20 protein-coding genes are annotated in these 24,469 nt (G+C 70.2%); 5 read left to right on the top strand and 15 right to left on the bottom strand.

Annotated features, from left to right (window positions below):
* Positions 1 to 17 precede the first annotated feature (17 nt).
* Together EUA98_RS04855 and EUA98_RS04860 are read left to right on the top strand one after the other, a co-directional pair.
* Complete coding sequence (locus tag EUA98_RS04855; RefSeq protein WP_130101549.1) at positions 18 to 479, top strand: NUDIX hydrolase; 462 nt, start codon at positions 18 to 20, stop codon at positions 477 to 479.
* A gap of 107 nt (positions 480 to 586) precedes the next feature.
* Complete coding sequence (locus tag EUA98_RS04860; RefSeq protein WP_130101550.1) at positions 587 to 1,573, top strand: CapA family protein; 987 nt, start codon at positions 587 to 589, stop codon at positions 1,571 to 1,573.
* A 44-nt stretch (positions 1,574 to 1,617) separates the two neighbouring features.
* On the opposite strand, the gene EUA98_RS04865 is transcribed toward EUA98_RS04860, so the two are convergent.
* From EUA98_RS04865 to EUA98_RS04900, 8 genes are all read right to left on the bottom strand, one after another.
* Entirely contained in the window at positions 1,618 to 3,711 is a 2,094-nt protein-coding gene (locus EUA98_RS04865; RefSeq protein ID WP_242511277.1) for a beta-galactosidase, read from the bottom strand.
* Positions 3,708 to 5,396: an acyltransferase gene (locus EUA98_RS04870; RefSeq protein ID WP_130101551.1), complete on the bottom strand. Its 1,689-nt coding sequence runs from the start codon at positions 5,394 to 5,396 to the stop codon at positions 3,708 to 3,710. Before EUA98_RS04870 ends, EUA98_RS04865 begins: the two co-directional genes overlap by 4 nt.
* Positions 5,397 to 5,454: 58 nt before the next feature.
* Positions 5,455 to 6,639, bottom strand: coding sequence for a glycoside hydrolase family 88 protein (locus tag EUA98_RS04875; RefSeq protein WP_130101552.1), 1,185 nt, complete (start codon positions 6,637 to 6,639; stop codon positions 5,455 to 5,457).
* Between the two features lie 32 nt (positions 6,640 to 6,671).
* On the bottom strand, positions 6,672 to 7,355 hold the full coding sequence (locus tag EUA98_RS04880; RefSeq protein ID WP_130101553.1) for a YesL family protein: 684 nt from the start codon (positions 7,353 to 7,355) through the stop codon (positions 6,672 to 6,674).
* A gap of 2 nt (positions 7,356 to 7,357) precedes the next feature.
* Entirely contained in the window at positions 7,358 to 8,251 is an 894-nt protein-coding gene (locus EUA98_RS04885; RefSeq protein ID WP_130101554.1) for a carbohydrate ABC transporter permease, read from the bottom strand.
* A complete protein-coding gene (locus EUA98_RS04890; RefSeq protein WP_130101555.1) occupies positions 8,251 to 9,156 on the bottom strand; it encodes a carbohydrate ABC transporter permease in 906 nt (301 codons plus the stop codon). The genes EUA98_RS04885 and EUA98_RS04890 overlap by 1 nt, the downstream gene beginning before the upstream one ends.
* 119 nt (positions 9,157 to 9,275) lie before the next feature.
* Positions 9,276 to 10,586: an ABC transporter substrate-binding protein gene (locus tag EUA98_RS04895; RefSeq protein WP_130101556.1), complete on the bottom strand. Its 1,311-nt coding sequence runs from the start codon at positions 10,584 to 10,586 to the stop codon at positions 9,276 to 9,278.
* Complete coding sequence (locus tag EUA98_RS04900) at positions 10,583 to 12,679, bottom strand: DUF2264 domain-containing protein (protein ID WP_255424274.1); 2,097 nt, start codon at positions 12,677 to 12,679, stop codon at positions 10,583 to 10,585. Before EUA98_RS04900 ends, EUA98_RS04895 begins: the two co-directional genes overlap by 4 nt.
* A gap of 214 nt (positions 12,680 to 12,893) precedes the next feature.
* Between EUA98_RS04900 and EUA98_RS04905 the strand changes: the two genes are divergently transcribed.
* The 3 genes from EUA98_RS04905 to EUA98_RS04915 all read left to right on the top strand — a co-directional run bounded on the left by EUA98_RS04905 (position 12,894) and on the right by EUA98_RS04915 (position 16,888).
* Entirely contained in the window at positions 12,894 to 14,831 is a 1,938-nt protein-coding gene (locus tag EUA98_RS04905) for a heparinase II/III domain-containing protein (RefSeq protein ID WP_130101557.1), read from the top strand.
* Positions 14,828 to 15,952, top strand: a complete 1,125-nt coding sequence (locus EUA98_RS04910; protein WP_130101558.1) for a substrate-binding domain-containing protein — start codon at positions 14,828 to 14,830, stop codon at positions 15,950 to 15,952. Before EUA98_RS04905 ends, EUA98_RS04910 begins: the two co-directional genes overlap by 4 nt.
* A gap of 228 nt (positions 15,953 to 16,180) precedes the next feature.
* Positions 16,181 to 16,888 (top strand): MIP/aquaporin family protein, encoded by a 708-nt coding sequence (locus tag EUA98_RS04915; protein WP_242511278.1) that lies wholly within the window; start codon positions 16,181 to 16,183, stop codon positions 16,886 to 16,888.
* Between the two features lie 131 nt (positions 16,889 to 17,019).
* Here EUA98_RS04915 and EUA98_RS04920 read toward each other — a convergent pair whose 3' ends face one another.
* From EUA98_RS04920 to EUA98_RS04950, 7 genes are all read right to left on the bottom strand, one after another.
* Positions 17,020 to 17,901, bottom strand: a complete 882-nt coding sequence (locus EUA98_RS04920) for an NAD(P)-dependent oxidoreductase (RefSeq protein WP_130101559.1) — start codon at positions 17,899 to 17,901, stop codon at positions 17,020 to 17,022.
* A complete protein-coding gene (locus EUA98_RS04925; protein WP_130101560.1) occupies positions 17,898 to 18,539 on the bottom strand; it encodes a dihydroxyacetone kinase subunit L in 642 nt (213 codons plus the stop codon). The genes EUA98_RS04920 and EUA98_RS04925 overlap by 4 nt, the downstream gene beginning before the upstream one ends.
* A gap of 5 nt (positions 18,540 to 18,544) precedes the next feature.
* Positions 18,545 to 19,546, bottom strand: a complete 1,002-nt coding sequence (locus EUA98_RS04930; protein ID WP_130101561.1) for a dihydroxyacetone kinase subunit DhaK — start codon at positions 19,544 to 19,546, stop codon at positions 18,545 to 18,547.
* Between the two features lie 38 nt (positions 19,547 to 19,584).
* The gene (locus EUA98_RS04935; protein WP_242511279.1) at positions 19,585 to 20,670 is read right to left on the bottom strand and encodes an ABC transporter permease; all 1,086 of its coding nucleotides are present in this window, start codon (positions 20,668 to 20,670) and stop codon (positions 19,585 to 19,587) included.
* A complete protein-coding gene (locus tag EUA98_RS04940) occupies positions 20,667 to 21,716 on the bottom strand; it encodes an ABC transporter permease (RefSeq protein ID WP_242511280.1) in 1,050 nt (349 codons plus the stop codon). Before EUA98_RS04940 ends, EUA98_RS04935 begins: the two co-directional genes overlap by 4 nt.
* Complete coding sequence (locus tag EUA98_RS04945; RefSeq protein WP_130101562.1) at positions 21,713 to 23,227, bottom strand: sugar ABC transporter ATP-binding protein; 1,515 nt, start codon at positions 23,225 to 23,227, stop codon at positions 21,713 to 21,715. Before EUA98_RS04945 ends, EUA98_RS04940 begins: the two co-directional genes overlap by 4 nt.
* Positions 23,228 to 23,310: 83 nt before the next feature.
* Positions 23,311 to 24,354: a substrate-binding domain-containing protein gene (locus tag EUA98_RS04950; protein WP_130101563.1), complete on the bottom strand. Its 1,044-nt coding sequence runs from the start codon at positions 24,352 to 24,354 to the stop codon at positions 23,311 to 23,313.
* Positions 24,355 to 24,469: the final 115 nt, after the last annotated feature.

Genomic DNA, 24,469 nt, shown 5'->3' on the forward strand with positions numbered 1-24,469 from the left:
GTGGCAGAGTCCGCGTCGTGACTCGCTTCCAGGTCGTGCCCGCCGCCTATGTGGTCTTTCGCCGTGCGGGCACGTCCGGTGAGCAGGTGCTCCTGCAGCTGCGCCAGAACACCGGGTACCGGGACGGGTTCTGGGCGAGCGGGGCGGCGGGGCACGTCGAAGCGGGTGAATCGGTCCTGGCGGCAGCCCGCCGCGAGAGCCGCGAAGAGCTCGGCGTGACGGTCGAGATCGCGGACCTTCGTCCGCCGTGCGCCATGCACCGGACCGCCGGTCCCGGCTGGATCGACGCCCGGGTCGACTTCTTCTTCGAGTGCCGGCGATGGACCGGCGAGCCCCGCCGGCTCGAGCCCGACAAGGCGGCCGACCTGCGCTGGTTCGATCTGGCGGCACTGCCCGAACCCGTCGTGCCCCACGAGCTGGTGGTGCTGGAGTCGTTGACCAGCGGCGGGGTCGCGCCGGTGGTGACGTTCGGCTTCTGACCGCCCGACCGCGGCCCGGAACCGGGACCTCGTCCTCTGGGTGGCACCCGGCTGCGGGGCGAGCATGGAGTCTGCGCTGAGTGGAGTCTGCACTGAGGAGGACGCCCATGCCGCAGACCACGCGACCGACGACCACGCTGGCCCTCGCGGGAGACACGATGCTCGGCCGCGGGGTCGCCGAGCACCTCGCCAGCGATCCGGTCCGGACCCTGTTCGGCGAGGAGCTGCTCGAGCTCGTGTCCTCGGCCGACGGGATGCTGCTCAACCTCGAATGCTGCCTGTCCGAGCGCGGGGAGCCGTGGCCCGACCGCGTCTTCCACTTCCGCGGGCCGTCGTCGGCCGTCGATGCGCTGACGCTGCTGGGCGTGCGCTGCGTCACGCTGGCGAACAACCACGCGCTCGACTTCGGCCCGCAGGCGCTGCTCGACACGCTCTCGACCCTGCGCGCCGCAGGTATCGCCGTGGCCGGTGCAGGCGAGGACCAGGCGGCAGCGCGCACCCCGGCCCGGCTCCGCGTCGGCCCGCTGACGGTCACCGTGGTGTCCGTCACCGACCATCCCGCCGAGTACGCCGCCACCCCCGATCGCCCCGGGGTCGCGCACGTCGACCTGCACGACGCCGTCCCCGCCTGGCTGACCGCGCAGGTCACCGAGCTGGCGGCCGCCGGCGCCGGGCCGGTGCTCGTCAGCCCGCACTGGGGGCCGAACCTGACCCGCGAACCACCGGCCTACGTCCGGCGCGCGGCCGCGACCCTGGTGGCCGCCGGCGCGACGCTGATCGCCGGGCACTCCGCCCACGTGTTCCACGGCGTCGGCGGTCGGGTGCTGTTCGACCTCGGCGACTTCCTCGACGACTACGCCGTCCACCCCGGGCTCCGCAACGACCTCGGCCTGCTGTGGCTGCTGACCTTCGACGACGCCGGGCTCCCCCGCAGCGCCGAGGCCGTGCCGCTGCGGTTGACCTTCAGCCGCACGACGCTCGCGCACGGCGAGGACGCGGGGTGGATCAGCCAACGCCTGCGTGCCGCCTGCCGGGCGCTCGGCACGGACGTGACCGACCGGGACGGGCGGCTCCGGGTGGAGCTCGAGCGGTAGTCAACGCCCCTGCGTCACACCGAGCGCCGTCACACCGAGCGAAATCACACCGTTCGACGCAGGACGGCGACCCCTCGTGGGGCCAGCCGGACGGGCGCGACACCGGACCCGGTCGACGTCCCCCGTGCGCCGACCAGGACGTCGCCCTCGAGGTCAGGAACCTCGAGGTCCTCGGCGGTCCGGTTGACGAGGAACCAGAACTCGTCGGCACCACCGGTACGGATGGCGAGCTCCACCCGACCCCGCACGGCGGCGGGCAGCTCACTGGGGACCTCGGCACGCAGCAGGACGGACCGCAGCACCGGTCCCAGCCCGTCGGCACCGAGCCGGGTGGACACGTACGTCGCGACCCCCTGCCCGCAGGGACGGCTGGTGACGGCGGGCCGACCGGCGACCTCGCCGGTGAGGTAGCGGACGAGCACCTCGACGTCCTCGGCCACCACGTCGATCCGTTCGGTCCACATCGTTGCCCGGGTCAGGTTGTCGAGCTCGACCGACTCGTGGTCGAGCAACGGCGCGAACTCCTGGATCCGGATGCCGAGCAGCGAGCGGAGCGCGCCGGGGTAGCCGCCGAGCCACACGTGGTCGTGCTCGTCGACGATCCCGGAGAAGTAGGTGGCCACCAGGTGGCCGCCCTGGGTCACGTACGCGGTCAGCTCCTCGGCGAGCGCTGCGGTGACGACGTGCAGCACGGGTGCGATGACGACGTCGTAGCCTCCGAGGCGGGTGCCGGTGGGCACGACGTCGACGCGGACGCCCGCGCCCAGGAAGGCGGAGTACCAGTCCAGGGCCTCGGCCCGGTACCGCAACCGGTCGCTCGGGTGGGAGTCCTGCTCGCACGCCCACCAGGACGGCCAGTCGAACAGGATCGCGGCCCGGGCCGGCCGCTGCCGCGATCCGACGACGGGGGCGAGGGCCTGCAGGGTGGAGCCGAGCCCCACGACGTCGCGGAAGACGTCGCTGTCGCGGCCCGCGTGCGGCACCATCGCCGAGTGGAACTTCTCCGCCCCCGCGGCGGACTGCCGCCACTGGAAGTAGCACACCGCGTCGGCGCCGTGCGCGACGTGGGTCAGCGAGTCCCGGAGCATCTCCCCGGGCTTCTTCGCGACGTTGACGGGCTGCCAGTTGACCGCGCTGGTGGAGTGCTCCATCAGGAACCAGGGTCGGCCGCCGGCGAGCCGGCCGGTGAGGCTCGCGGAGAAGGACAGCTCGTCCAGGCTCTGCGGGCCCGGGAGCACGTAGTGGTCGTTCGAGACGAAGTCCACCTCGCCTGCCCAGTCGGCGTAGTCCATCCCCTTGGTCTCCCCCATCACCATGAAGTTCGTGGTGACGGGCACCTCCGGGGTGAGCCGCCGCAGGAGGTCGCGCTCCGCGGTGAGGTGCTCCTTGAGGGCATCGGAGGAGAAGCGTTTGAAGTCCAGCTGCTGGGTCGGGTTGGGGTGGGCGGCGGCCAGGCGCGGGGGCAGGATCTCGTGCCAGTCGCCGTAGCGCTGGGACCAGAACGCGGTGCCCCACGCGTGGTTGAGGGCGTCGACGGTCGCGTACCGGTCCCGCAGCCACGCCCGGAAGGCCTGGGCGGCGTCGTCGGAGTAGTCGTAGAGGTTGTGGCAGCCGAGCTCGTTGGACACGTGCCAGGCCACCAGCGCGGGATGGTCGGCGTACCGGGTCCCGATCGCCTCGACGAGCGCGAGCGCGTGCCGACGGAACACGGGCGACGTCGGACGCCAGTGCTGCCTGGCGCCGGGCCAGAGGGTCTCGCCGGTGCGCGTGACCGGCAGGATCTCCGGGTGCGCGGTCGTCAGCCACGGCGGCGGCGACGCGGTGGCGGTCGCCAGGTCGACGCCGATGCCGTTGGCGTGCAGCAGGTCCATCGCGTCGTCGAGCCAGGCGAAGTCCCACCGATCCTGGGCCGGCTGGATCCGCGCCCAGGAGAAGATCGCGAGCGAGACGACGTTGACCCCGGCCTCGCGCATCAGCGCCACGTCCTCGTCCCAGACCTCCCGAGGCCACTGGTCCGGGTTGTAGTCGGCACCGTAGGCGAGCGCGGCGACGCTCCCGGCGGGGCTGCGCAGCCAGCGGTGACCGGCGTCGGGTACGAACATCTGGTGCTCCTCGAAGATGGTGGTGCGGACGGTCACAGACTGAGGGCGGGCTCCGGGCGGTGCACCCCGCGGGGACGGTAGCCCAGGGCGTCGGCGCATCCGAGCAGGTCGGCCGCGTACCAGACGACGGCGAGCCACATCTCGGTGCCCTGCAGGGACGGCTCCCGGCCGGGGGCGAACGGCACCCCGCGCCCGGGCACCCACGCCGAGAGCGCGCGGGCGAGCACGGCGGACGGCACCGCGTCGATCTCGGCCCGGCGGTGCTCCGGGCCGGTCGACGCGGCCCACCACAGCAGGTGCACGACGTCCAGCGCGTCACAGGCTGTCGTGCCCGACGCCCGACCGATCTGGTCGGCGCGCTCGAGCACCGTGTCGATCAGCCGGTCCTGACCACCGACCGGCACCCCCCACTGGGCCAGGGTCCCGCGCACGGCGCGATAGGTGCCGTTCACGGGCTCGAGGAGCTCGCCAGCCGCCGATCCCCACAGGCCCGAGGCGGGTTCGCGGTGGGTCGTGAGCCACCCGACCAGGGTGTCGACCAGACCGGCTGGCGTGGGGTGTCCCCCGAGCCGCGCCCAGGTCAGCGCCGTGCCCACCGAGTCCACCAGGGCCCCGGCACCCCAGGCGTTGGTCCGCCACGGCAGGCCGTCGAGCAGACCGACGAGCTCGCCGGGCGACAGCACGGTCACCGCGCGCACCGGGTGCTCGAACGAGGAACCGAGCAGGTCCAACGCGTACCCGACGCTGAGCACGTGATAGGCGCGGGATTGATCGGGCAGCTGCGGCTTCGCCGACGACGCCGGCTCGGCGTCGGGCACCGGTTCGCCGGCCCCGCCGCGCTCGGCGACCAGCCCGCTGACCGGGTCCTGCAGCGCGCGCAGGCGCGCGACGTGCTCCGCACGGGTCAGCTGCGCCGGCGGCCCGCCGAGCAGCAGGTCGGCCAGCTCGACGGCGTCGCCGTGGGCGCGCACCGTCGCCGGTGCCGAGGGCGCGTCGCGGTACAGCCCGTCGACCCAGGCGGCCGCGAGGATCTGGGGCAGCTCGGCGGTGGCACGCTGCGCGAACCCGCGCAGACGGTCGGTGAGCGCGTCCGGGCCGCCCGCGGCACCGGCGGTACGAGCGGTGCCAGCGGTGCCCGCGGTGCCCGGTGCCGAGGTACGCCGGTCCCGCACCACTCGAGCGGGGTTGCCGACGACCACCGCCCACTCCGGCACGCTCTTCGTGACGACCGAACCCGCGCCGACCACGGCGTGGGACCCGATCCGGACGCCGTCGAGCACGACCACGTGGCTGCCGAGCCACACGTCGTCGCCGATCGTGATGCCCGTCGAGCTGAGCGGCTGGCGGAAGATCTCTCGCTCGAGGTCCGCGAATCCGTGCTCGAAGCCGAGCACCGAGGTGTGCGCGCCGATCCGCACCGCACGGCCGATGCGCACCCGCCCGCGCACGGCGGCGGCGACGTTCACCGAGCAGTCCGCGCCGAGGACGACGTCGCCGGTCAGGTGGGCGTGGGCCGCCACAGAGCTGCGGTCCCCCAGGACCAGGGCCTCCGGGTGCACGGCCGCCAGACGGGAGACCACGCAGTCCGTCCCGATCGTGAGGCCACGGCCGCGCAGCTCGGCGATCCGGTCGCCCTGGTCGGCGCGCTGCTCGGGCGACGCGGTCTGCCAGTACTCCCACGGGGCGAAGTCCGCCCGCAGGTCGTCGTCGGCGGGTGTCATCGTGCGAACCACCTCCTCGTGGTCGGGACCGTCAGCTCGTGCCTCGCTGCCACCGCGCCTACCAGTAGGGGATCCAGGTGGGCTTCACCGCGCGGGTCAGGGCCTCGAGGTAGAAGTAGTCGCCCCAGAGCGTCCCCTCGTCCACGCCCACCGACTTGGGCTTGTCGTAGATGCCGTGCAGCAGCAGGGCGTTGGACTCGGGGTGGCCCGCCGTCGAGTAGCCGGCTGCCAGCGAGGCCAGGATGTCCCGGGCCGCCCGCTGGTAGCGCTGCTTGCGCGGACCGTCGGGCAACCAGGTCGCGAGCTCGTCCAGGCCGCAGACGGCGATCGCTGCGGCCGAGCTGTCGCGCTCCTCGCCGCTGCCGTCGGCGAACGCGAGGTCCCAGTACGCGACGTGGTCGGCCGGCAGGTGGTCGAGGAAGTAGTCGGCGCACCGCTCGGCGGCGCGCAGGAACGTCTCGTCCGACGTGTGCCGGTAGTTCAGCGCGAACCCGTAGACGCCCCACGCCTGGCCGCGCGCCCAGCAGGAGTGGTCCGCATGCCCCTGCTCGGTGCCGCCACGCAGCGGCTCGCCGGTCACGACGTCCCAGTAGAAGGTGTGGAACGTGGTGTTGTCCGGCCGGATGATGTGGTCACGCAGCTGGATGGTGTGCCGGTGCGCGGCCTCGCGGAACCGCGGATCGCCGGTCTGCTCGGTCGCCCAGTACAGCAGCGGCATGTTCATCAGGCTGTCCACGATCGTGCGGCCGCGCTGCTCGGGGCTGCTCAGGTCGCCCCACGCCTGGATGATCCCGGCCGGCTCCAGGAAGCGGACCATCAGGTGCTCGACGGCGTCGAGGGCGGCCTGCCTGGCCTGCGCGTTCCGGGTCACGCGCCAGGGGGCGACGCACGCCAGCGTGTACAGGAACCCCAGGTCATGGGTGTCCAGGTCGATCCCCCGCCCCACCCGGTCGGCGAAGCTCTGCACATGGCGCTCGCCCGCGCGGCGGTACGCCTCGTCACCCGTGTGCTCGTACGCCAGCCAGACCATCCCCGGCCAGAAGCTGGTCGTCCAGCCGTGGTTGCTGCCCTCGGGGAAGCTGCCCTTGGCCGCGCGCGCCTGGTAGACGTCCGCGGCGGTGGTGTCGTCCGGGTAGCGGTCACCGAAGGCCGCGACGTTCGTGGCCACCGTGCTCAGCGCAGCCTCCAGGGCGGGGGCGAGCCCGTCCTGCTCGGTCGCGCGATCTAGCTCGGTCGGAATCATCGGTGTGCTTCTCTCTGTCAGGCAGGGGGCGTTCAGGAAGCCGGCGCACGGACCGGGGCGTCACCGGGGTCCAAGGCCGGACGCAGGGCGTACCTGCTGTTCGCCCACACGACGTACAGCAGCGGGGCGGCCGCGAGACCGAGGCCGACCGCCGGTCGGGCGGCGACGAGCATGACCAGCAGCACGAGGGCGAACAACGACACGACGGTCAGGTACCACCGGCGGACCGCGAGGAACAGCGACGCGCGTGTCAGGTCGCGCAGGCGAGCCCCGGGCCGTTCCGCGACGCCGACCAGGGCCAGGGTCGCCGTCGAGAGCACCAGCACGGCGAGACTGACGAGGACCGGGATCGCGACGGCACCCCACCGGTTGCTCCACACCAGGCGCCCATCGACGCCCAGCACGACGAGCGAGCCCGTCGCGAGCGCACCGATCGCGGTGGCCCGCCGGAACAGCGACCGCCAGGCCGCGACGAACGTGCGCACCACCGCCGTCGTGCCGTCGGCGGAGAACGCCGCGAACACGGCGAACGCCGCGGCGAACGCCGGCGTGCACAGCGGCGCGACGACCGCCAGCAGCGGCCAGGACCGGGCCGGATCGGTGACGACCAGGCCGACGACGAACGGCAGGCAGGCGACCACCAGCAGCAGGTTGGTCATCAGCACCATGTACGCGGTGCTGAAGACCTGGTTGAAGGTCTCGTGCTTGGGACGCATCGTCAGCCCTTCAGCCCGCTGGTGGCGATGCCCTCGACGAAGTAGCGCTGGCCGACCATGAAGATGATCGCGATCGGCAGCACCGACAGGACCGAGCCGGTCATGATCAGCGCGTACTCCGCGTTGTACTGGCTGACGAACGACTTCAGGCCGAGCTGGATCGTCCACAGGTTCGGGTCGCGCAGGTAGATCAGCGGCCCGAGGTAGTCGTTCCAGGTGTTCACGAAGGTCAGCAGCGTCAGGCTCGCCAGCGCCGGCACGGACAGCGGCAGGATGATCCGGCGGTAGATGCCGTACTCGCTCAGCCCGTCGATCCGGGCGGCCTCGCTGAGCTCCTCCGGCACGGTCTCGTAGAACTGCTTCATCAGGAACACCCCGAAGGCGCCGAACGCCTGCAGCGCGACGATCGACCACAACGTGTTGGACAGGTGCAGCTTCGACATCAGGATGAACTGCGGAATCATGTACGCCTGCCACGGCACGGCGATGGTTCCGACGTAGACGAGGAACAGCACGTCCCGGCCGGGAAAGCGCACCTTGGAGAAGCCGTAGGCGGCGAAGCTGCCGGTGAGCAGCTGCAGCGCCGTGACCGCGAGGGACAGCACCATGGTGTTCTTCAGCCACGTGGACATGTCCGACTTCTGCCAGATGTCGACGTAGTTGCTCCACACGAAGGTCTCGGGGATCCACTGGATCGGCACGCTGAACACGGCGTTGTTCGTCTTCAGCGACGACATCACCATCCAGAAGAACGGCAGCAGGACGCCGGCTGCGGCGAGCCCGAGGGCGACATAGCCGAGCACCCGGCCGACGGTCTTCTTGGTGGAACGGGGGCGGCGGCGCGGGAGCGGGCTCCCGATCTCGGGGATCGGCCGGACCGCGGTCGTGATCGCCATCAGGCTTCACTCCTCTTGTTCACCAGGAACTGCACGACGGTGATGGAGATGCAGATGAGGAACAGCACGATGGAGACGCTCGACGCGTAGCCGAGCTGGTTCTCCACGAAGCCCTTCGTGTAGATGTACTGCGACAGCACGAGGGTCGACTGGCCGGGGCCACCGTTGGTCATCACGAGGATGAGATCGAAGACCTTGAAGCTGCCGATCGTGAGCATCACGGTGATGAAGAACGTGGTCGGTCGCAGGCACGGCACGGTGATGTTCCGGAACCGCTGCCACGCGCTCGCGCCGTCCACCCGGGCGGCTTCGTACAGCTCCGGCGGGATCGTCTGCAGCCCCGCGAGGAAGAGCAGCATGTAGTAGCCCATCTCCCGCCAGGTGCCGACCAGGATCACGGCCGGCATCGACCAGTCGGCCGACGTCGTCCAGCCGGGGGGATTGCTCACCCCGACCATGGTGAGGAACTGGTTGATCGGGCCCGACTCCGGGCTGAAGAGCATGTTCCAGACCACGGCGATGGCCACGATCGACGTCACGTACGGAAAGAACGCCGCGGTGCGGAAGAAGGCGACGCCGCGCATCTTGCGGTTGAGCAGCAGGGCGAGCGCCAGCGAGAGCCCGAGGGTGAGCGGAATGTGAAAGACCGTGTAGTAGACGGTGTTCGACAGGGCGACCAGGAAGCTCTTGTCGCCGACCATGCGCTGGAAGTTCGCGAGCCCCACCCAGTCGGCGGTGCCGAAGGCGTTCCAGTTGGTGAAGGCGATGTAGAAGAGGGCGATCACCGGTACCAGCGTGAGCACCGCGAACCCGAGGAAGTTCGGCAGGATGAAAGACCAGCCGAGCATGGTGTTGCGCCATTTCAGGCGGCTTCCCGGGCGTCGGGCCTCGAGGGTCGTTGCCATGCGTCTCTCCGTCAGGTCGCGTCGTTCGGTGGGAGGAGCTCAGGGGTGCCCCCGGGGTTCTGGCGGGCGACGCGTAGCCGCGCGCCAGACCCCGGGGGTGATCAGTGGCCGGCAGAGGGCTACTGGTTGAGGACCTCGTTCTCGGCGCGGCTCTCGGCCTCGGCCAGCGCGTCCTCGACGGTCGAGCTGCCCGACATGATGATCGAGTGGGCGTCGTTGAGGATGTTCTGGATCCCGGTGGTGTACTTCGAGACCGGGTTCTCCGGCTTCGTGTCGTGCGTGGAGAAGGCGAACCGCGACAGGTCGTCGGTCGGGACACCCTTGAGGCCGAAGTACGCCTCGGTCACGACGTCGGACGCGTAGGCCGGCGTGATGCCGATCTTCGCCAGGGCCAGGGCTGCGTCCTCGCTACCGACGTACGCGAGGAACGCCTTGGCTGCGGCGGCCTTGTCGTCGTCGATCGCCGGGTTGATCCCCAGGCCGGTCGGGTCACCGAAGGTCACCGGGTTCTTGACGGTGCTCGAGTCGAGCTGCGGGGCCGGCGCGATCCCCCAGTTGAAGGTCTCCGAGTCCCCGCTGGCCTGCTGGGCGATGAGCGTGGCCACGTACCAGCTGCCCATCGGCATCATTGCGGCCTTCTGGGTCCCGAACTGCGCCTGGTAGGTGAGGCTGTTCGTCGTCGCCGTGCCGTACGAGGCCTGGGCGCCGCTGTCTTGCAGCGCGATCCGGCTCTCGTAGTACGGCGCCAGGTAGGAGAAGTCGCCGCTGAGCAGATCGGCGTCGGGCGTCTGGGCGAGCGCGAAGCCCTGCACCGGCGACTGCCACGTGTGCTGGTAGGTGCCCAGCGCGGGGCTGCCGGCGGCGGCCAGCGCCGCGGTCATCTCGTCGGCGTTGGTGGCGTAGTCGTCCCAGGTCCACGAGCCGTCCGGGTACTCCATCCCGGCGGCGTCGAACAGGTCCCGGTTGTAGTACAGGTACCAGGAGTCCTGCCGGTAGGGGATGGCGTAGGTGGCGCCCTCGACCTCGTAGGCGTCGAGGCCGCTGAGGGACTTGTCGAGGGTGTCGGCGACGTCCGACAGGTCCATCAGCTGGGCGCCGTTCTGGTACGTGAAGAAGTTCTTCAGGTTCTTCTGCACGTAGATGTCCGGTGCGGTGCCGGCCGCGAGGTCCGCGGTCATCTGCGTGTCGTAGTTGGTGGCGTCGTACTCCTTGGCCTCCACGGTGATGTCCGGATTGGCGGCGTGGAAGGCGTCGGCCAGCGTCTGGAACTCCGGCGTGGTCGCGAGGCTCCACCCCGCGAGGGTCACGGTGACCGGGCCCGACGGGGTCGTCTCCGGCGCCGACTCCGCATCAGCATCGCTGCTGCAGCCGGCGAGGGCGAGGGAGAGGGCCGCGGCGATGCCGAGGCCTGTCACGATCGAGCGCTTCATGCTGTCTCCTTAGAGATCGAATCCCACCGTTGGGTTCCGAACGACGATCGGGCGGCCGGATTGGCGTACCCGGAAAGCTGCGAGTCGAGCAAGGTGCGGGTCGTGACGCCGTCGGGCCAGCCGACGCTGACGGTGCCCGACCCCTCGATCTCGGCGGTGCACGGGACCTCGCGTCCGGCCCTGTCGGTGCCCGCGAGCTCGACGAGCGCGGCGACCCAGACCCCCACCTGGACCGGGAACTCGAGCCACGGCACGACGGCGGCGAGCCCCAGGGGGGTGGCGTCCATCCGACGCGTGGTGCCCGCGATCGGCGCACCGAGGACGGCGGCGATCCGGGACGTGACCCGGCCCGCCCTCGCCCCCGCGCCCGGTGCGGCCCCGGCGCTCGCGGCGACCGGCTCCGCAGCGAGCGGCTCCGCAGCGAGCGGCTCCGCAGCGGGACCGGACACCGCCCAGCCGCCCACGCGGAGCCGCAGCGCGGCGGCGTCCTGCCCGGCCGCGAGGTCCTGCACCCGCACGAGCCGCAGCTCCCAGGGCCCGCGGACCAGCGAGAGGGTCGTGACCCGGCCGGCGGGGGTCGTCGTACCGACGTAGCCGGAACCGTGGTGCTCCTGCGCCGCCGCGGGGGTGAGCCAGTGCGCCGTCGCGACCGAGGCGCCGACGCCGAGGTGGCCGCCGTCCGCGGTGTCCTGCAGCTCGACCGAGAGCGTGCGCAAACCGGTGCGGTGGGTCGCCCGGCCGCCGTCGTCCAGCAGGACCACGGACTGGTCGAGCGGGTCGACCCAGCCCGCCTCGTCCAGCAGCGGGCTGGTCGCGGTCGAGTAGCCGAGCCGCGCGTACAGCGGCGAGTCCCCCGACGTCGAGCCCTCCTCGGCGTGGTCGGTGCCGTGGTTGACCACCCGGACGATGCCGTCGGCCCGCGTACCCGAGACGAGCCAGCCCGGCGCCCGGACGGCGAGCAGGGTGTCCGCGCGCTCGACCGGCAACGGCTCCTCGGCGGCGGTCCAGACGGGGTGGTCGGCCGGCAGGGCGAGACCGAGCATCCCCTTGCTCGCCCAGTACGGCGAGCCCGGTCCCGAGTACGACTGCGCCAGCCGTGGCCACGACCCGTGCCAGCCGAGCGTGAGCAGGCCACGCTCGTCCAGCGCACCGTGGTCGGCGAAGTGGCCCATGATCCCGGACGCGGCGCGGCGCAGCAGGCCGGGCGACAGGGACGGCACCTCGGCGATGGCGCCGACCCAGAAGGGCGCGGCGGCGGCGAACCGGTAGGCGAGGCTGCGGCCCTGGATCAGCGGCGAGCCGTCCGCCCCGACCAGCTGGATCGCGTCGGTGAGGAACCGGTCGAGCTGCGCGGTGTCCGACGCGCGACGCGGCGCCGCAAGGTCTTCGGCCCCGGCCATCCGCGCCCACAGAGCGGGGTACAGGTGCAGGGCCCAGCCGACGTAGTGGTCGTAGGACCGCTCGCTGCCGTCGGCCATCCATCCGCCCGGCCGGCGGAAGCTGTCGTGGGTGGCCAGGTCCTCGGCCATCTCGCCGGCCGACCAGGGGCCGCCGACCGACCTGAGGAAGGTCTGCACGACGAGCCGGAACCAGACCCAGTTGATCCGCGGGTAGGTGTCGTCGCCGACGGCGGGGGCGAGGTAGTCGATCACCTGCTGCTGGACCAGCGGAGTGAGCCGGTCCCAGATCCACGGCCGGGTCAGGTCGAGCACCAGTGCGATCGAGGCCGCCTCGACCTTGGCCTGCGGGTGCTCGTCCAGGCGGACCCAGCGGTCGGGCGAGGACGGGTCGGTGCCGGCCGCCAGGCCCTCGGCGTACCACTGCGCCAGGTGCCCGGGATCGGCGCCGCGCTCCCCCGCGAGCCGGAACCCGGCGAGCAGGAAGGTCCGGGCGAAGCCCTCCAGGCCGTCGACGGCGCGACCGTAGCCGCCCTCCGGGCCGGGCAGCGTGATCCGGGCGTGTCCGGCGGAGGCATAGGGGCGGACGGCGGTCAGCATCCCGTCCGCGAGGTCGGCCCACTGCTCGCGCGACCAGCCGCTCGACCCGGATACCGGGCCGTGGGTCGGGTGCGCCGCGCTGAGGTCGATTCTCACGTGTCCTTCTCCATCGAAGTGACCGGGCCTTGGCCGCGGCGTTGCACGATCTCGATGTGAACTTGATCACCGAGGCGCCCATTGAGTACAACGCGCAGAACCGAACATGTCAAATCTATCTCGATCTGATACGATCAGATTCGATCACGACTCCTCGTCGGGGAGTCCTGACAAACGGGCTGAGATCGCTCGGAACTGGACTCGATGGGGAGACATGCCAGACGCAGACCGCTTCACCGGCCCGCTCGCGCAGGCCTGGCCGCAGGCCGCGAGCGCACTCGAGGTGCAGGCCCTCCTGCTCGCGCCCGACCACGCCCTTCCGGTGCCACCGGCCGATGATCGCTCGGTCTGGGGCAGCGCAGGCTCCGCCGATCCCCCGACGATCTCCGACCTGCGGCGGCGGGCCGAGCGGGGAACCCCCTGGCCCGAGCTCTCCGCGCGCGCCTACTCCCGCTACTTCCGCGACGGCGAGCGCGACGAGTACGAGCAGAAGCTCTTCGCCCGCCAGCACCGCCTGAGCCGGGCGGCCGTGATCGCCGCCGCCACGCTCGACCCGGCCTGGATCGATGAGGTCGCGAACGGCGTCACGGTGCTGTGCGAGCAGAGCACGTGGTGCTGGCCGGCCCACGACGACACCCGCACCGCCCACGGCGCCGTCGTGCCGACCCTGACGGACCCGTACCTCGATCTGGGTGCCGGCGAGGTCGTCGGCCAGCTCGCCTGGATCGACCACCTGCTCGGGCGGACCCTGGACGAGCAGTACCCCGGGCTGCGCGCCCGGATCCGGCACGAGGCCCAGGTCCGCGTGCTGGAGCCGTTCACCCGCCGGCGCGACTGGCACTGGCTCGGGCTCGACGGCGACGTGCACAACTGGAGCCCCTGGATCCACGGCAACGTGCTGGTCGCGGCGCTTCGCCTGGTCGACGACGCCGCGGCCCGCGCCCGGATCGTGGCGATGGTCATCGAGGGCATCGACCGCTATGTGGCCTGCCTGCCGCCGGACGGCGCGATCGACGAGGGCTACTCGTACTGGTGGCACGGTGCCTGCCGTGCGCTCGAGGCCCTCGACCTGCTGCGGCACGCGACCGCCGGCGCACTGGACGCCACGGCGGTGCCCGCCCTGCGGGCGACGGTCGCCTTTCCGCACCGCATGCACCTGGGGGGCGCCTGGTACGTCAACCACGCCGACGGCCCCGCCCGGCCGCCGGCCGACCAGCCGTGGGACGCCCTGCACCGCGCGGCGCTGCGCTGCGGGGACGACGCGGCCCGGCGGCACGCGACCGCGCATCGCCGGCCGGGCACGCCGGTCGCGACCGAGGGCCAGGGCCTCGGCCGGCTGCTGCGGGCCCTGACCGACCAGGACTGGCTGACCGCGGCACCGGAGGTCTCGCCGCTGCCGCGCGACGTCTGGCTCCCGTCGACCCAGGTGCTGGTCGCCCGGGAAGCCACCGGCACCGCGCGCGGCCTGACGCTCGCGGTCAAGGGCGGCCACAACGGCGAGCACCACAACCACAACGACGTCGGCAGCGTCCTGGTCGCCCTGCACGGCGTGCCCGTCGTGGTCGACGCCGGCCGTCCGACGTACACCGCGCAGACCTTCAGCCCGGACCGGTACGACCTCTGGACCATGCAGAGCTCCTGGCACAACGTCCCCGAGATCCGCGGGACCGCGCAGTCCCCCGGCCATCAGTTCGCGGCCACCGACGTCACGGCCCGGGCCGACGGCGAGCGCGCGCAGCTCAGCCTGGACCTCGCGCGCGCCTACCCGCGCGCCGACGTGCGGACCTGGACGCGGACGGCCCGGCTGGACCGACCCCTGCCTCGATCGGTGGGCAGCACCACCGCCCGGGTCACGATCATCGACGCGTGGGAGCTCGACCCGGCCGACCAGGCCCCGCCCTCGGTCCTGCACCTGCTCCTCGCCGGCGACATCCGCCTGGAGCCGGGCCGCGCCGTCGTGACCCCCGTCGGGGGGGTCGGGACGGTCCTGGTGCGCTGGGCCCCCGCAACGGCCGCGACCGCGACCGAGGTGCGCGACCTGGACGACCCGATGCTCAGCGACGTGTGGGGCGACCAGCTCACCCGCCTGTCGATCAACGCAGGTGAGGCCGCATCTGGCAGGCTCACGGTGACAGTGGAGGAACAGTCATGAGCACGCTCGACACGCGCGGCCCCCTGCCCGTCACCCGGCGGGCCCAGCTGCTCGAAGCCCTCCAGCGCGGTGGCACCGTGCGGGTCTCCGAGCTCACGGACATCCTGGGGGTCACCCCGGTGACCGTGCGGCGGGACATCGCCCAGCTCGCCAGCGAGGGCCTGGTCCGCCGGGTGCACGGCGGCGCGACCCTGATCACCCCGGGCGAGGAGGCGGCCGACGTCGGCCCCGGGGCCGCCTTGAGCACCGTCCCGCTCGGGCTGCGGTCGGTGGGGGTGTTCGTCCCGTCGCTCGACTACTACTGGCCCGAGGTCCTGCGCGGGGCCGAGGAGGAGGCCCGCATCCATGGCCTGCGGATCGTCCTGGGTGGTTCGTCGTACGAGACCGACGACGACCGACCCCAGCTTGCGCGGCTGATCGAGCAGTCCGGGGTCGACGGCCTCGTGATCGCCCCCCGGATGGAGGCCACGACGGCTCCCGAGATGATCGCGTGGCTCGCGTCGACCGGCGTCCCGGTCGTGCTGGTCGAGCGATCGGCCACCGTCGGCCCGCACCATGCGGCGATGGAGTCGGTGGTCTCCGACCACGCCCTCGGCGCAGCGATGGCCGTGCGGCACCTGGCTTCGCTCGGGCACCGCAAGATCGGCCTCGTGCTCAGCCGGCAGAGCCCGACCGGACCGCACCTGCACCGCGGCTGGCTCGAGGCCGCGGTGGAGTGCGGGTTCGAGGCCGCCGACACCGTCGACGCCCGCGTCCCCAGTCCCCGCTCCCCCGAGTGGGACGCCACCCTCGACGGCATCCTCGACGAGTGCGTGCGCACCGGCACGACAGCGCTGCTCGTCCACGCCGACGCCGAGGCGATGGCGATCGTCCAGCGGTGCGAGACGCGCGGCCTGTCCGTGCCCGGTGACCTGTCGGTGGTGGCGTACGACGACGAGGTGGCCGGGCTGTTCAGCCCCGCTCTGACCGCCGTCCGCCCCCCGCGCCAGTCGATCGGACGCGCGGCCGTCCAGCTGCTCGCCGCCCGGCTGGCCGAGCCGCAGCGGCCCACCCACCGGGTGGTGATCAGCCCGTCGCTGAGCGTGCGGGACTCGTCCGCCCCGCCGCGGCCCCCCGCCTGACCGCTGCGCGCGGCGCACCTCTCCCTCGCGGCTCGCGGCCGCCCGAAATCCCCGCTTTGGTGGCCGCACCGTGCACAGAAGTGCGCGCGATTTGCTCATTCTTGCGCGCCGGGCCAAAGTCGCTGTGCCGCGCGTCCGACCTTTCGACGCTGATGTCGTGAGCCATGCGCGGCATTTGAAACACATTCATTGAAATTGGGGTAGATCGTGCCTATTGGCGATGCATTTGTGTCGGAACTGCTCGGCACCGCCGTCCTGATCCTGCTCGGTGCGGGGGTGGTGGCCACCGTGGTGCTGCCCCAGAGCAAGGGCTTCAACGGTGGCTGGCTGCTCATCAACTTCGGGTGGGGCTTCGCGGTCTTTGCGGGCGTGTACGTCGCCTTCAAGTCGGGCGGCCACCTGAACCCCGCCGTGACCCTGGGGCTCCTCGTCGCCGGGATCGACTTTGCCAAGGGAGTCGACCCGACCGTCTCGAACATGCTCGTGTACTGGGCGGCGCAGCTGCTCGGCGCCATCGTCGGTGCCGGCCTGGCATTCGTCGCCTTCAAGAAGCACTTCGACGAGGACGCCGACCCGGCCACCAAGCTCGGCGTGTTCGCGACCGGCCCGGCGATCCGTTCCTACGGCTGGAACATGGCCACCGAGCTGATCGGCACGTTCGTCCTCGTGCTGTGGGTCGTCGTGAACGGCAAGACGCCCAGTGCGCTCGGCCCGCTAGCGGTCGCGCTGATCATCGTCAGCATCGGTGCGAGCCTCGGTGGACCCACCGGGTACGCGATCAACCCGGCGCGTGACCTCGGGCCGCGCATCGCGCACTTCCTGCTCCCGATCAAGGGCAAGGGCTCCAGCGACTGGGCCTACAGCTGGGTCCCGGTCGTCGGACCGCTCGTCGGTGGCGTCCTCGGCGGACTGCTCGGAGCCTGGTACATCGCCTGAGCCGGTGGTGCACCACCACTCCCCACCATCATCACGTCGGCCCCGGCAGCGCGCACCAGGCGCGCGGCCGGGGCCGACGTGTGACAACTCGAGACCGCTCAGTCACCCCCGAGGGAGCGAGTCAGGCCGGCTCACACCGTGAGGTCGACCCCACCCCGTTCCGCGATGACCTTGATCAGCGCCGACGCGTTCTCGGCACCGTAGCCGCGCGAGACCGCCTGGGTGAGAGTGGACTCCACCAGATCGGTACCGGCCACCGGAGCGTGCACGATCGCGGCGAACTCCTGGATGAGTCGAGCATCCTTGAGCATCAGATCGAGAGCGAACGACGGCGAGTAGTCGCCGACCAGGACCGACGGCCCGACGCCGTCGAAGATGGGCGAGCGGAAGTCCGTGACTGCGAGCACGTCAAGCACCCGCGAAAGGTCCAGGCCGGCTGCGCGCGCGAGCGTGAGCGCCTCACCGAGCGCCTGCAGCTGCGCGGCGACCACAAGGTTGCCGACCAGCTTCATCCGCGCACCCGAGCCGGTCGGTCCCATGTGGTGCACTGTCGCACTCACTGCGTCAAGCACCGGACGCACCCGCGCGAACACGTCGACGTCTCCACCGACGACGACCCAGAGACCGCCGTCGGCGGCCTCCCCCTTGGATCCGAACACCGGTGCGTCGAGGAAGGGCACTCCCCTCTCCCCGAAGGCCGCGGCCTCCTCGTCCGACAGCCCTGGGCTGATGGTGGACATGTCGACGACCACCGTGGTGTCGGCGACATGTGTGAGCAGGCCATCCGGCCCGAACACGACATCCCGCACCGCCTGGTCGTTGGACAGGCAGGAGATGACGACGTCCCGTCCGGCGACGGCCTCGGCGATGCTCTCGGCAACCCGTACCCCGCCGAGGCCGTCAGCGCGCGCCGCGGTGCGGTTCCATACGGTGACGTCGTGACCGGCTCGGACCAGGTTCGCGACCATGCCGCGCCCCATCGTGCCCAGGCCAAGATAGGCGATCGAGGTCATGCCAGTTCCTTCCCCTTGGCAGCAACGGACTCGGCCGCACGCCAGGACTCGAGATACCTCCAGAATGCGGTCGCACCCGGATCCTGCAGGCCGATGCTGCGCTCCTGCATCCAGGACGCCCTGCCGCGCCGGGACTGGAGGTCCCGGGTCTCGACCACGGCGCGCTCGGCGCCCGCGATGGCGGCATCCAGACCGGATGTGCCGTCCGACGCCACCTCGAGCGCGTCGGCCGCCGGCATGATCGCGTCGAGGATCGTCTTGTCGCCGATCTGGGTCTTGCCGCGCTGTCCGATGTTCTCCCCGGCGGCGCGGATGAAACGCCCCGCGTCGGCCGTCCCGATCTCGGTGAGACCGGCCCAGGTCTTGGAACCCGCAAGGAGGCCACCCGCGACCAGTGCGGCCATCGTCGAGGGATTGGCGTTGGCGAACGCTTTGGCGCACGTCTTGGCGATCTCGGCGGGGGTGGCGTCGTCGGCCAGGGTCGTGAGCGACTCGATGACGGCATTGGCGCCGAGGGAGATGGTGACGCCAAGGTCACCGTCGCCGAGCGCCTGGTCCAGATCGCGCAGCTCGTCCGCATAGCCGACCAGCTCGGCAAGGCTCCGGCGGATCGATTCGTTGAGCTCTACAGGTCGCATGGCAGTCAGACCTCCTCGAAGAACGGGGACTTCGCGGGCGCCTGAAGCAGGGCCAGCCGGGCGTCGTTCACCTTCAAGAACGAGATTGAAGCGCCAGCCATCTCCAGGCTCGTGGCGTACTCCCCCACGTACTTCTTGGCGATGCTGATGTTGAGTCCGGTGAGGATCTGGTGCACGCGCCGGTAGAGCACGTACAGCTCTTCGAGCGGGGTGGCCCCGAGGCCGTTCACCAGGACGGCGACGCGGTCGCCCGCGGTGAGGTCGAGGTCGGCGATCAGCGCGGTGACAAGCCGATCGGCGATCGCGTCCGCGGTCTCGAGCGGGCCCCGGTGGATCCCCGGCTCACCGTGGATGCCGATCCCGATCTCCATCTCGCCCTCGGGGAGGTCGAAGCTCTTCGCGCCGGTGGTGGGGAAGATCGTCGGCGACAGGCCGACGCCCATCGTGGCGGTGTGCTCGACGACGTCCTCGGCGATCGCGGCAACTTCCTCTAGCGTGTCGCCGCGTTCTGCAGCCGCCCCGGCCGCCTTGTAGGCGAAGAAGATCCCGGCGACCCCGCGACGATCGGTCTTGCGCTCATTCGGCTGGCTGGCGACGTCATCGCGGCCGACGACGGTCTGGGTGGGGATGTCCTCGAGCTCGGCCAGATCGCCCGCGAGGTCAAAGTTGAAGACATCGCCGCCGTAGTTGCCGTACAGGTAGAGGACCCCCGCGCCGCCGCTGATCGCCTTGGTCGCTTCGAAGATCTGCTGCGAGCTCGGCGAGCTGAAGACGTTGCCGATCGCGACCCCGGAGCACAGCCCCATGCCGACGTACCCCTTGAACAGGGGCAGGTGGCCGGAGCCCCCTCCGGTGAGGATGCCGACCCGGCCGGCGAGCGGCGCGTCCGCGCGCACGAGCACGCGGGGGTCGGTGCCGGGCGTCTTCACGAGGTCGGGATGTGCGAGGAGAATCCCCTCGATCATCTCGTCGACGAATCGATCCGGTTCATTGATGATCTTCTTCATTTCATTCCTTCGGACTAGTTCAATGCGGAAGTGGGCAGTCACGTGCGTGAGGCGAGGACCCGGGCTCTTGTTGGCGCGCGCCGACGCCGGCGCCGCCAGGTCACCTGGTCGGCGACCATGACCACGATCAGGATCACGCCCTGGGCGATTGCGTACTCGGACGACGAGAGGCGGATAGCCGTGAATCCGCTGGAGACGATCTGAAGGGTGAGCGTTGCGAGCACCACCCCTGAGACCGTTGCGAACCCACCATTGGGGTTGGTCCCGCCCAACACCGCGATGACGATCACCAAGAGCACGTAGGACGCGCCGTAGTCCGCCGATGCGGTGGGGTTGCGGGCGAGGAAGAACACGCCGCCCAAGCCACCGAGAAGCCCCGCAACCACGTAGGTGCTCATCAGGACGACGTGGCTGTTGATTCCCGAGTAGCGCGCAGCAATGGGATTTGCACCCTGCAGCTGGATCTTGAGCCCGACCGGCGTCTTGTTGATGACGACACCGATGGCGATCGCGACGAGGACGAACATCACGAAGAGCACGGGTATCCCCGCCACGGTGGCCTGACCGATCACCGTCAGGCTCTCGGGTGAGCCGTAGAGCGTGCGCCCCCCGGTCCAGGCGATCGCGATCCCGTTGTAGATCTGCATGGTGCCGAGCGTGGCCAGGATCGGCGTGATGCCGACGTAGGAGATGAGGAAGCCGTTGATCAGACCACCCACGAGTCCGACCGCGATACCGACCAGGATCAGCACCGGCATCAGCTCTTCGGCCATCGCCGGGTTGTCTGCAGCGACGGTGGCGTAGAGGGTCGACATGGCGATCGCCGAGAGGTTCGCGATCGAGACGAGCGACAGGTCGATCCCGCCGGTCAGCATCGCCAGCATCATCGCGAGGGCGATGATGCCGATCTCCGGAGAGGCCAGCGCAATGTTCTGCAGGTTCAGCAGGCTGAGAAAGACGCTCGGGTTCAGCGCGGTGAAGAACGTGAACGCGATGAGAACGAGCAGAACCATGCGCCCTGCGCCATGGCTGACATGGATTCGACTGATGACGGCCGACGTGCGGTCCTGTACCTGGTCGTTGAAGCGGGTCAGCGTGCTCCCCGACGTGGGCTTGCTGTTCATGCTGGCACCTCTTCCTTGACGAGAGCGCGTATCTCGCGGGAGGAGCGCTTGGCTGCGAGCGCCTGCACACCCACACCCACGATCAGGAGCAGGCCGACAGCGGTCCGCTGCCAGGCGCTCGGCACCCCGGCCAGAATCAGGCTGTTGTTGATGACCTGCACGAGCAGGACGCCCAGGGTCGTGCCGAGCACGGACCCGCGGCCGCCGAAGATCGACGCACCGCCGAGGACGACGGCGGCGATGATGTCGAGCTCGCCACCGACGAGGTCCCGCGGGTTGGCGCTTCGCCCCATGATCATGTAGATGATCCCCGCGGCGGCTGCCATCATGCCGACGATGACGTAGATCCACATCTGGGTTCGCATCACCCGGAAGCCCGCACGACGGGCCGCCTCGGGATCGCCACCGATGGCGTAGATCCCCCGCCCGAACATCGTGTTGCGCAGGACCCACGCGACGAGGAGGCAGAGCAGCACAGCAGGTATCACCATGATGTGCAGGGATGCACGACCGGTGTCGGTGGTGATCTGGAAGACATTCATCGTCGACACCGCGGCCAGGGATGCCGGCAGGTCAGCGATGTACTGGGACCCGATATAGGTGAGCAGGATGCCCTTGAAGATTCCTTGGGTACCGAGCGTCACGATGAGCGTGGGCAATCGGAACCGGGCGATCACCGCGCCGTTGACGAGGCCGAGCAGCCCGCCGATCGCGAGCGCGATGGCCAGCATGCCGATGAGCCCGGGGTCGAAGTCCGCGCTCTGCGAGAGTCGGACGGTCGAGTAGGCGGCGAAGATGGCGATCGTGGCGAAGGAGACGTCGATCCCGCCCGAGATGATCACGATGAGCACGCCCAGCGCAAAGATCAGGGACACGATCGAGCTTCTGACGATTGCGAAGAACGTCGTGAGGGTGAAGAAGGCCGGATTCGCGATCGACATCCCCACGATGAGGGCCAGCAGGATGATTGCGAGGACGCCCTCGTTGTTCGCCCCACGGAAGCGCTGCACCACCCCCATGACTTTTGACAACTCGAAACCGTTCACTCCGCCATCCTCTCGAGAATGGTATTCACGGTGATGTCTTCCGCCTCGAGGGTGTGGACCAGATGACCCTGGCGGATGACGAGCACCCGGTGGCAGCTCGCGACGAGCTCGGGCGCATCGTCGGAGATGACGATGATCGACATGCCACCGGCGGCCTCGCCGCGCAGGATGTCGAGGATCTCCTCCTTCGAGCCCACATCGACGCCGACGGTCGGCCCGTTGAGCATCAAGATCTTCGGCTTGTTCGCGAGCCATTTCGCGAGCACCACGCGCTGCGCGTTGCCGCCCGACAACGATCGGACGGGCGCACTGACGTTCGGTGCCTTGATGTGGAGGCGATCGAACAGCCGCTGGATGGTCGCGCGGACCTTGCCCGTGTCGAGACCGCCCCAGCGTGTGCGGTGGCTGTCGAGCGACCCGGCGATCATGTTGTCCGCGATCGACTTCTCCATGAACAACCCCTGTGACAGCCGATCCTCGGGCACATAGCCGATGCCGGCCGCGATGGCGTTGTCGATAGATCGCAGGCTCACCACCTCGCCGTCGACGCGAACGGTCCCCTGCTCCGCCGGTGATGCGCCGAACAGCGACTCCGCGATCTCGGTCCGACCGGAGCCGAGCAGACCGGTGAGCCCGAGGATCTCGCCGCGCCGCAGGGCGAAGCTGATGTCCGTGTAGGCGCCTCGCAGCCCGAGCGCCTCGACGTCGAGCACGATCGGAGTGTCCGCAGCGAGCGTGCTCACGACGCGAGCGTCGTTGATGTCTCTGCCCGTCATGTGCTTGGCGATCGAGCGTCGATCGAACTCCGACGACGGGCTGGTGATGACGTGCTTCCCGGAACGCAGGATCGTCACCCGCTGCGACACCGCGAGGACCTCGTCGAGCTTGTGCGAGACGAACATCAGGGCCACGCCTCGACCCCGCAGCGTCTCCACGAGTGCGAACAGCCGCTCCACCTCGGTGTGGGTCAGTGCCGTGGTGGGTTCATCCATGACGATGATGCGCGCGTCGTGGACCAACGCTCGGCAGATAGCCGTCAGCTGCTTGTCGGCGACGGAGAGGTTCACGACGTCGGCGTCGAGGTCGAGGGTCAGGCCGAGCTCATCCACGATCGCTTTCGCGGACGGGCGGGAGACCCGTCTGGAGTAGATGCGCTTGCGCTCCGCGACGGCGGCGGTGAGCACGATGTTCTCGGCCACGCTGAGGTTGGGAAAGAGCGAGAAGTCCTGGTAGATGACCTGGATGCCGCTCTTGATCGCGGCCGAAGGATTCATCGCGGTGTGGGCGATCCCGTCGATGATGATCTCGCCCGAGTCAGGCTTCTCGGCGCCGGAGATGATCTTGATGAGGGTCGACTTGCCGCAGCCGTTCTCGCCTGCCAGGCAGTGGACCTCACCGGCGACGAGGTCCAGCGAGACACCGCTGAGAGCAGTCACGCCACCGTAGGTCTTGACGATGTCGCGGACCTGAAGCACCGGAGCCTGCGCGTACGTGGAAGTGGGTGATGTCATGGCCGATACTTTCCGGCACCGACCGCGGGGCAGGCGGGCAAAGGGCCGCCTGCCCCGGGGTGGTGCCTAGGACGGGTGAGGACTCAGAAGTCGTACTTGGCGGCTTCGGCAGCGTCAGCCGCCACCGATGCCTCGCCCACGAAGACGTTGTCGTAGCCGTCCAGCTTGTGCAGGGCGTTGTATCCCTCGATGCCGAGGTCCGTGCCCTCTTCGATGACGCCGCCCTGGGCGAGAATCATCGCGATCTGGAGCTGGGCCTCGCCTGCGAGGGCCGGGTCCCAGAAGAAGATCTTGTCGATCGAGCCGTCCGCGAGGTACTTGGACGCGACCGACGGAATCGAGGTACCCATCACGCAGACCGAGTCCTCCAAGCCGGCCTCCTGGACCGCGCGAGCGATGCCGGGAACGTCGTTACCCGCAGAGCCCTGGAACCCCGCGATGTCGGGGTACTTGGCAAGAATCTCCTTGGCCTTCTCGTACGCGGCGTTCTCGTTGTCGGTGCTCTCGATCGGGTCCTCGACCCGAGTCATCTCCGGGAAGTTGGCAACCTGGTTGTCGTACGCGGCTCCGACCCACTCCATGTGGGTCTTGGCCGTGAGGCCTCCGACGAACTGGACGTACTTACCGGTCTCCCCCATGCACTCGCCGAGGTTGTCCATGATCTCGGAGCCGTAGGCCTCGTTGTCGAAAGCCTCGATGTCGATGTCGACGTTCTCGATGCCGGTGGCCTCGTGAGCGACGACGATGATGCCCTGGGCGCGAGCCTTCGAGAGCACGCTCGAGAGCGCCTCGGGCGAGTTCGGGACCACCGTGATGGCGGTGGGATTCTGCGGAATCAGGTCCTGGATGATCTGGATCTGCTTCTCCGGGCTGACGTCGTCCCCACCCTCGGGACGCGCATCGACGCCCGTGCGAGCTGCGAAGTCCCCGACACCGACCTCCATGCGATCGAACCACGCGATGCCCCGGAGCTTGACCACGGTCACCATGGTCATGTCCGCCGGCGCGAGCGTCTCGTCGCTCTTGCTGGTCGAATCCGTGGTTGAGGCCCCGACCGAGCTGCAACCGGCAACCAGCGCCGCTGTTGCCGCGAGCGTCACGAGAGATACAACTCTCTTGTGCTTCATTCGTCACTCCTTTGTGATCGCCCGCGGTGCGCTTCTGTGCCCACCCGACGGACTGCTTCCCCGACGTGCATGACAGTAGACCGCCAGATGCGCAAATGTCGAGCGATTCGCGCAG

The sequence above is a fragment of the Pengzhenrongella frigida genome (assembly GCF_004168625.1).
GTDB classification, from domain to species: Bacteria; Actinomycetota; Actinomycetes; order Actinomycetales; family Cellulomonadaceae; genus Pengzhenrongella; species Pengzhenrongella frigida.

What these genes read in the sequence shown, in the direction of transcription:
- EUA98_RS04875 (WP_130101552.1), bottom strand. Translation starts at nt 6,639, where the DNA reads ATGATTCCGACCGAGCTAGATCGCGCGACCGAGCAGGACGGGCTCGCC.
- EUA98_RS04885 (WP_130101554.1), bottom strand. Translation starts at nt 8,251, where the DNA reads ATGGCGATCACGACCGCGGTCCGGCCGATCCCCGAGATCGGGAGCCCG.
- EUA98_RS04935 (WP_242511279.1), bottom strand. Translation starts at nt 20,670, where the DNA reads ATGAACAGCAAGCCCACGTCGGGGAGCACGCTGACCCGCTTCAACGAC.
- EUA98_RS04905 (WP_130101557.1), top strand. Translation starts at nt 12,894, where the DNA reads ATGCCAGACGCAGACCGCTTCACCGGCCCGCTCGCGCAGGCCTGGCCG.
- EUA98_RS04860 (WP_130101550.1), top strand. Translation starts at nt 587, where the DNA reads ATGCCGCAGACCACGCGACCGACGACCACGCTGGCCCTCGCGGGAGAC.
- EUA98_RS04870 (WP_130101551.1), bottom strand. Translation starts at nt 5,396, where the DNA reads ATGACACCCGCCGACGACGACCTGCGGGCGGACTTCGCCCCGTGGGAG.
- EUA98_RS04895 (WP_130101556.1), bottom strand. Translation starts at nt 10,586, where the DNA reads ATGAAGCGCTCGATCGTGACAGGCCTCGGCATCGCCGCGGCCCTCTCC.
- EUA98_RS04890 (WP_130101555.1), bottom strand. Translation starts at nt 9,156, where the DNA reads ATGGCAACGACCCTCGAGGCCCGACGCCCGGGAAGCCGCCTGAAATGG.
- EUA98_RS04920 (WP_130101559.1), bottom strand. Translation starts at nt 17,901, where the DNA reads ATGACCTCGATCGCCTATCTTGGCCTGGGCACGATGGGGCGCGGCATG.
- EUA98_RS04910 (WP_130101558.1), top strand. Translation starts at nt 14,828, where the DNA reads ATGAGCACGCTCGACACGCGCGGCCCCCTGCCCGTCACCCGGCGGGCC.
- EUA98_RS04930 (WP_130101561.1), bottom strand. Translation starts at nt 19,546, where the DNA reads ATGAAGAAGATCATCAATGAACCGGATCGATTCGTCGACGAGATGATC.
- EUA98_RS04950 (WP_130101563.1), bottom strand. Translation starts at nt 24,354, where the DNA reads ATGAAGCACAAGAGAGTTGTATCTCTCGTGACGCTCGCGGCAACAGCG.
- EUA98_RS04945 (WP_130101562.1), bottom strand. Translation starts at nt 23,227, where the DNA reads ATGACATCACCCACTTCCACGTACGCGCAGGCTCCGGTGCTTCAGGTC.
- EUA98_RS04925 (WP_130101560.1), bottom strand. Translation starts at nt 18,539, where the DNA reads ATGCGACCTGTAGAGCTCAACGAATCGATCCGCCGGAGCCTTGCCGAG.
- EUA98_RS04880 (WP_130101553.1), bottom strand. Translation starts at nt 7,355, where the DNA reads ATGCGTCCCAAGCACGAGACCTTCAACCAGGTCTTCAGCACCGCGTAC.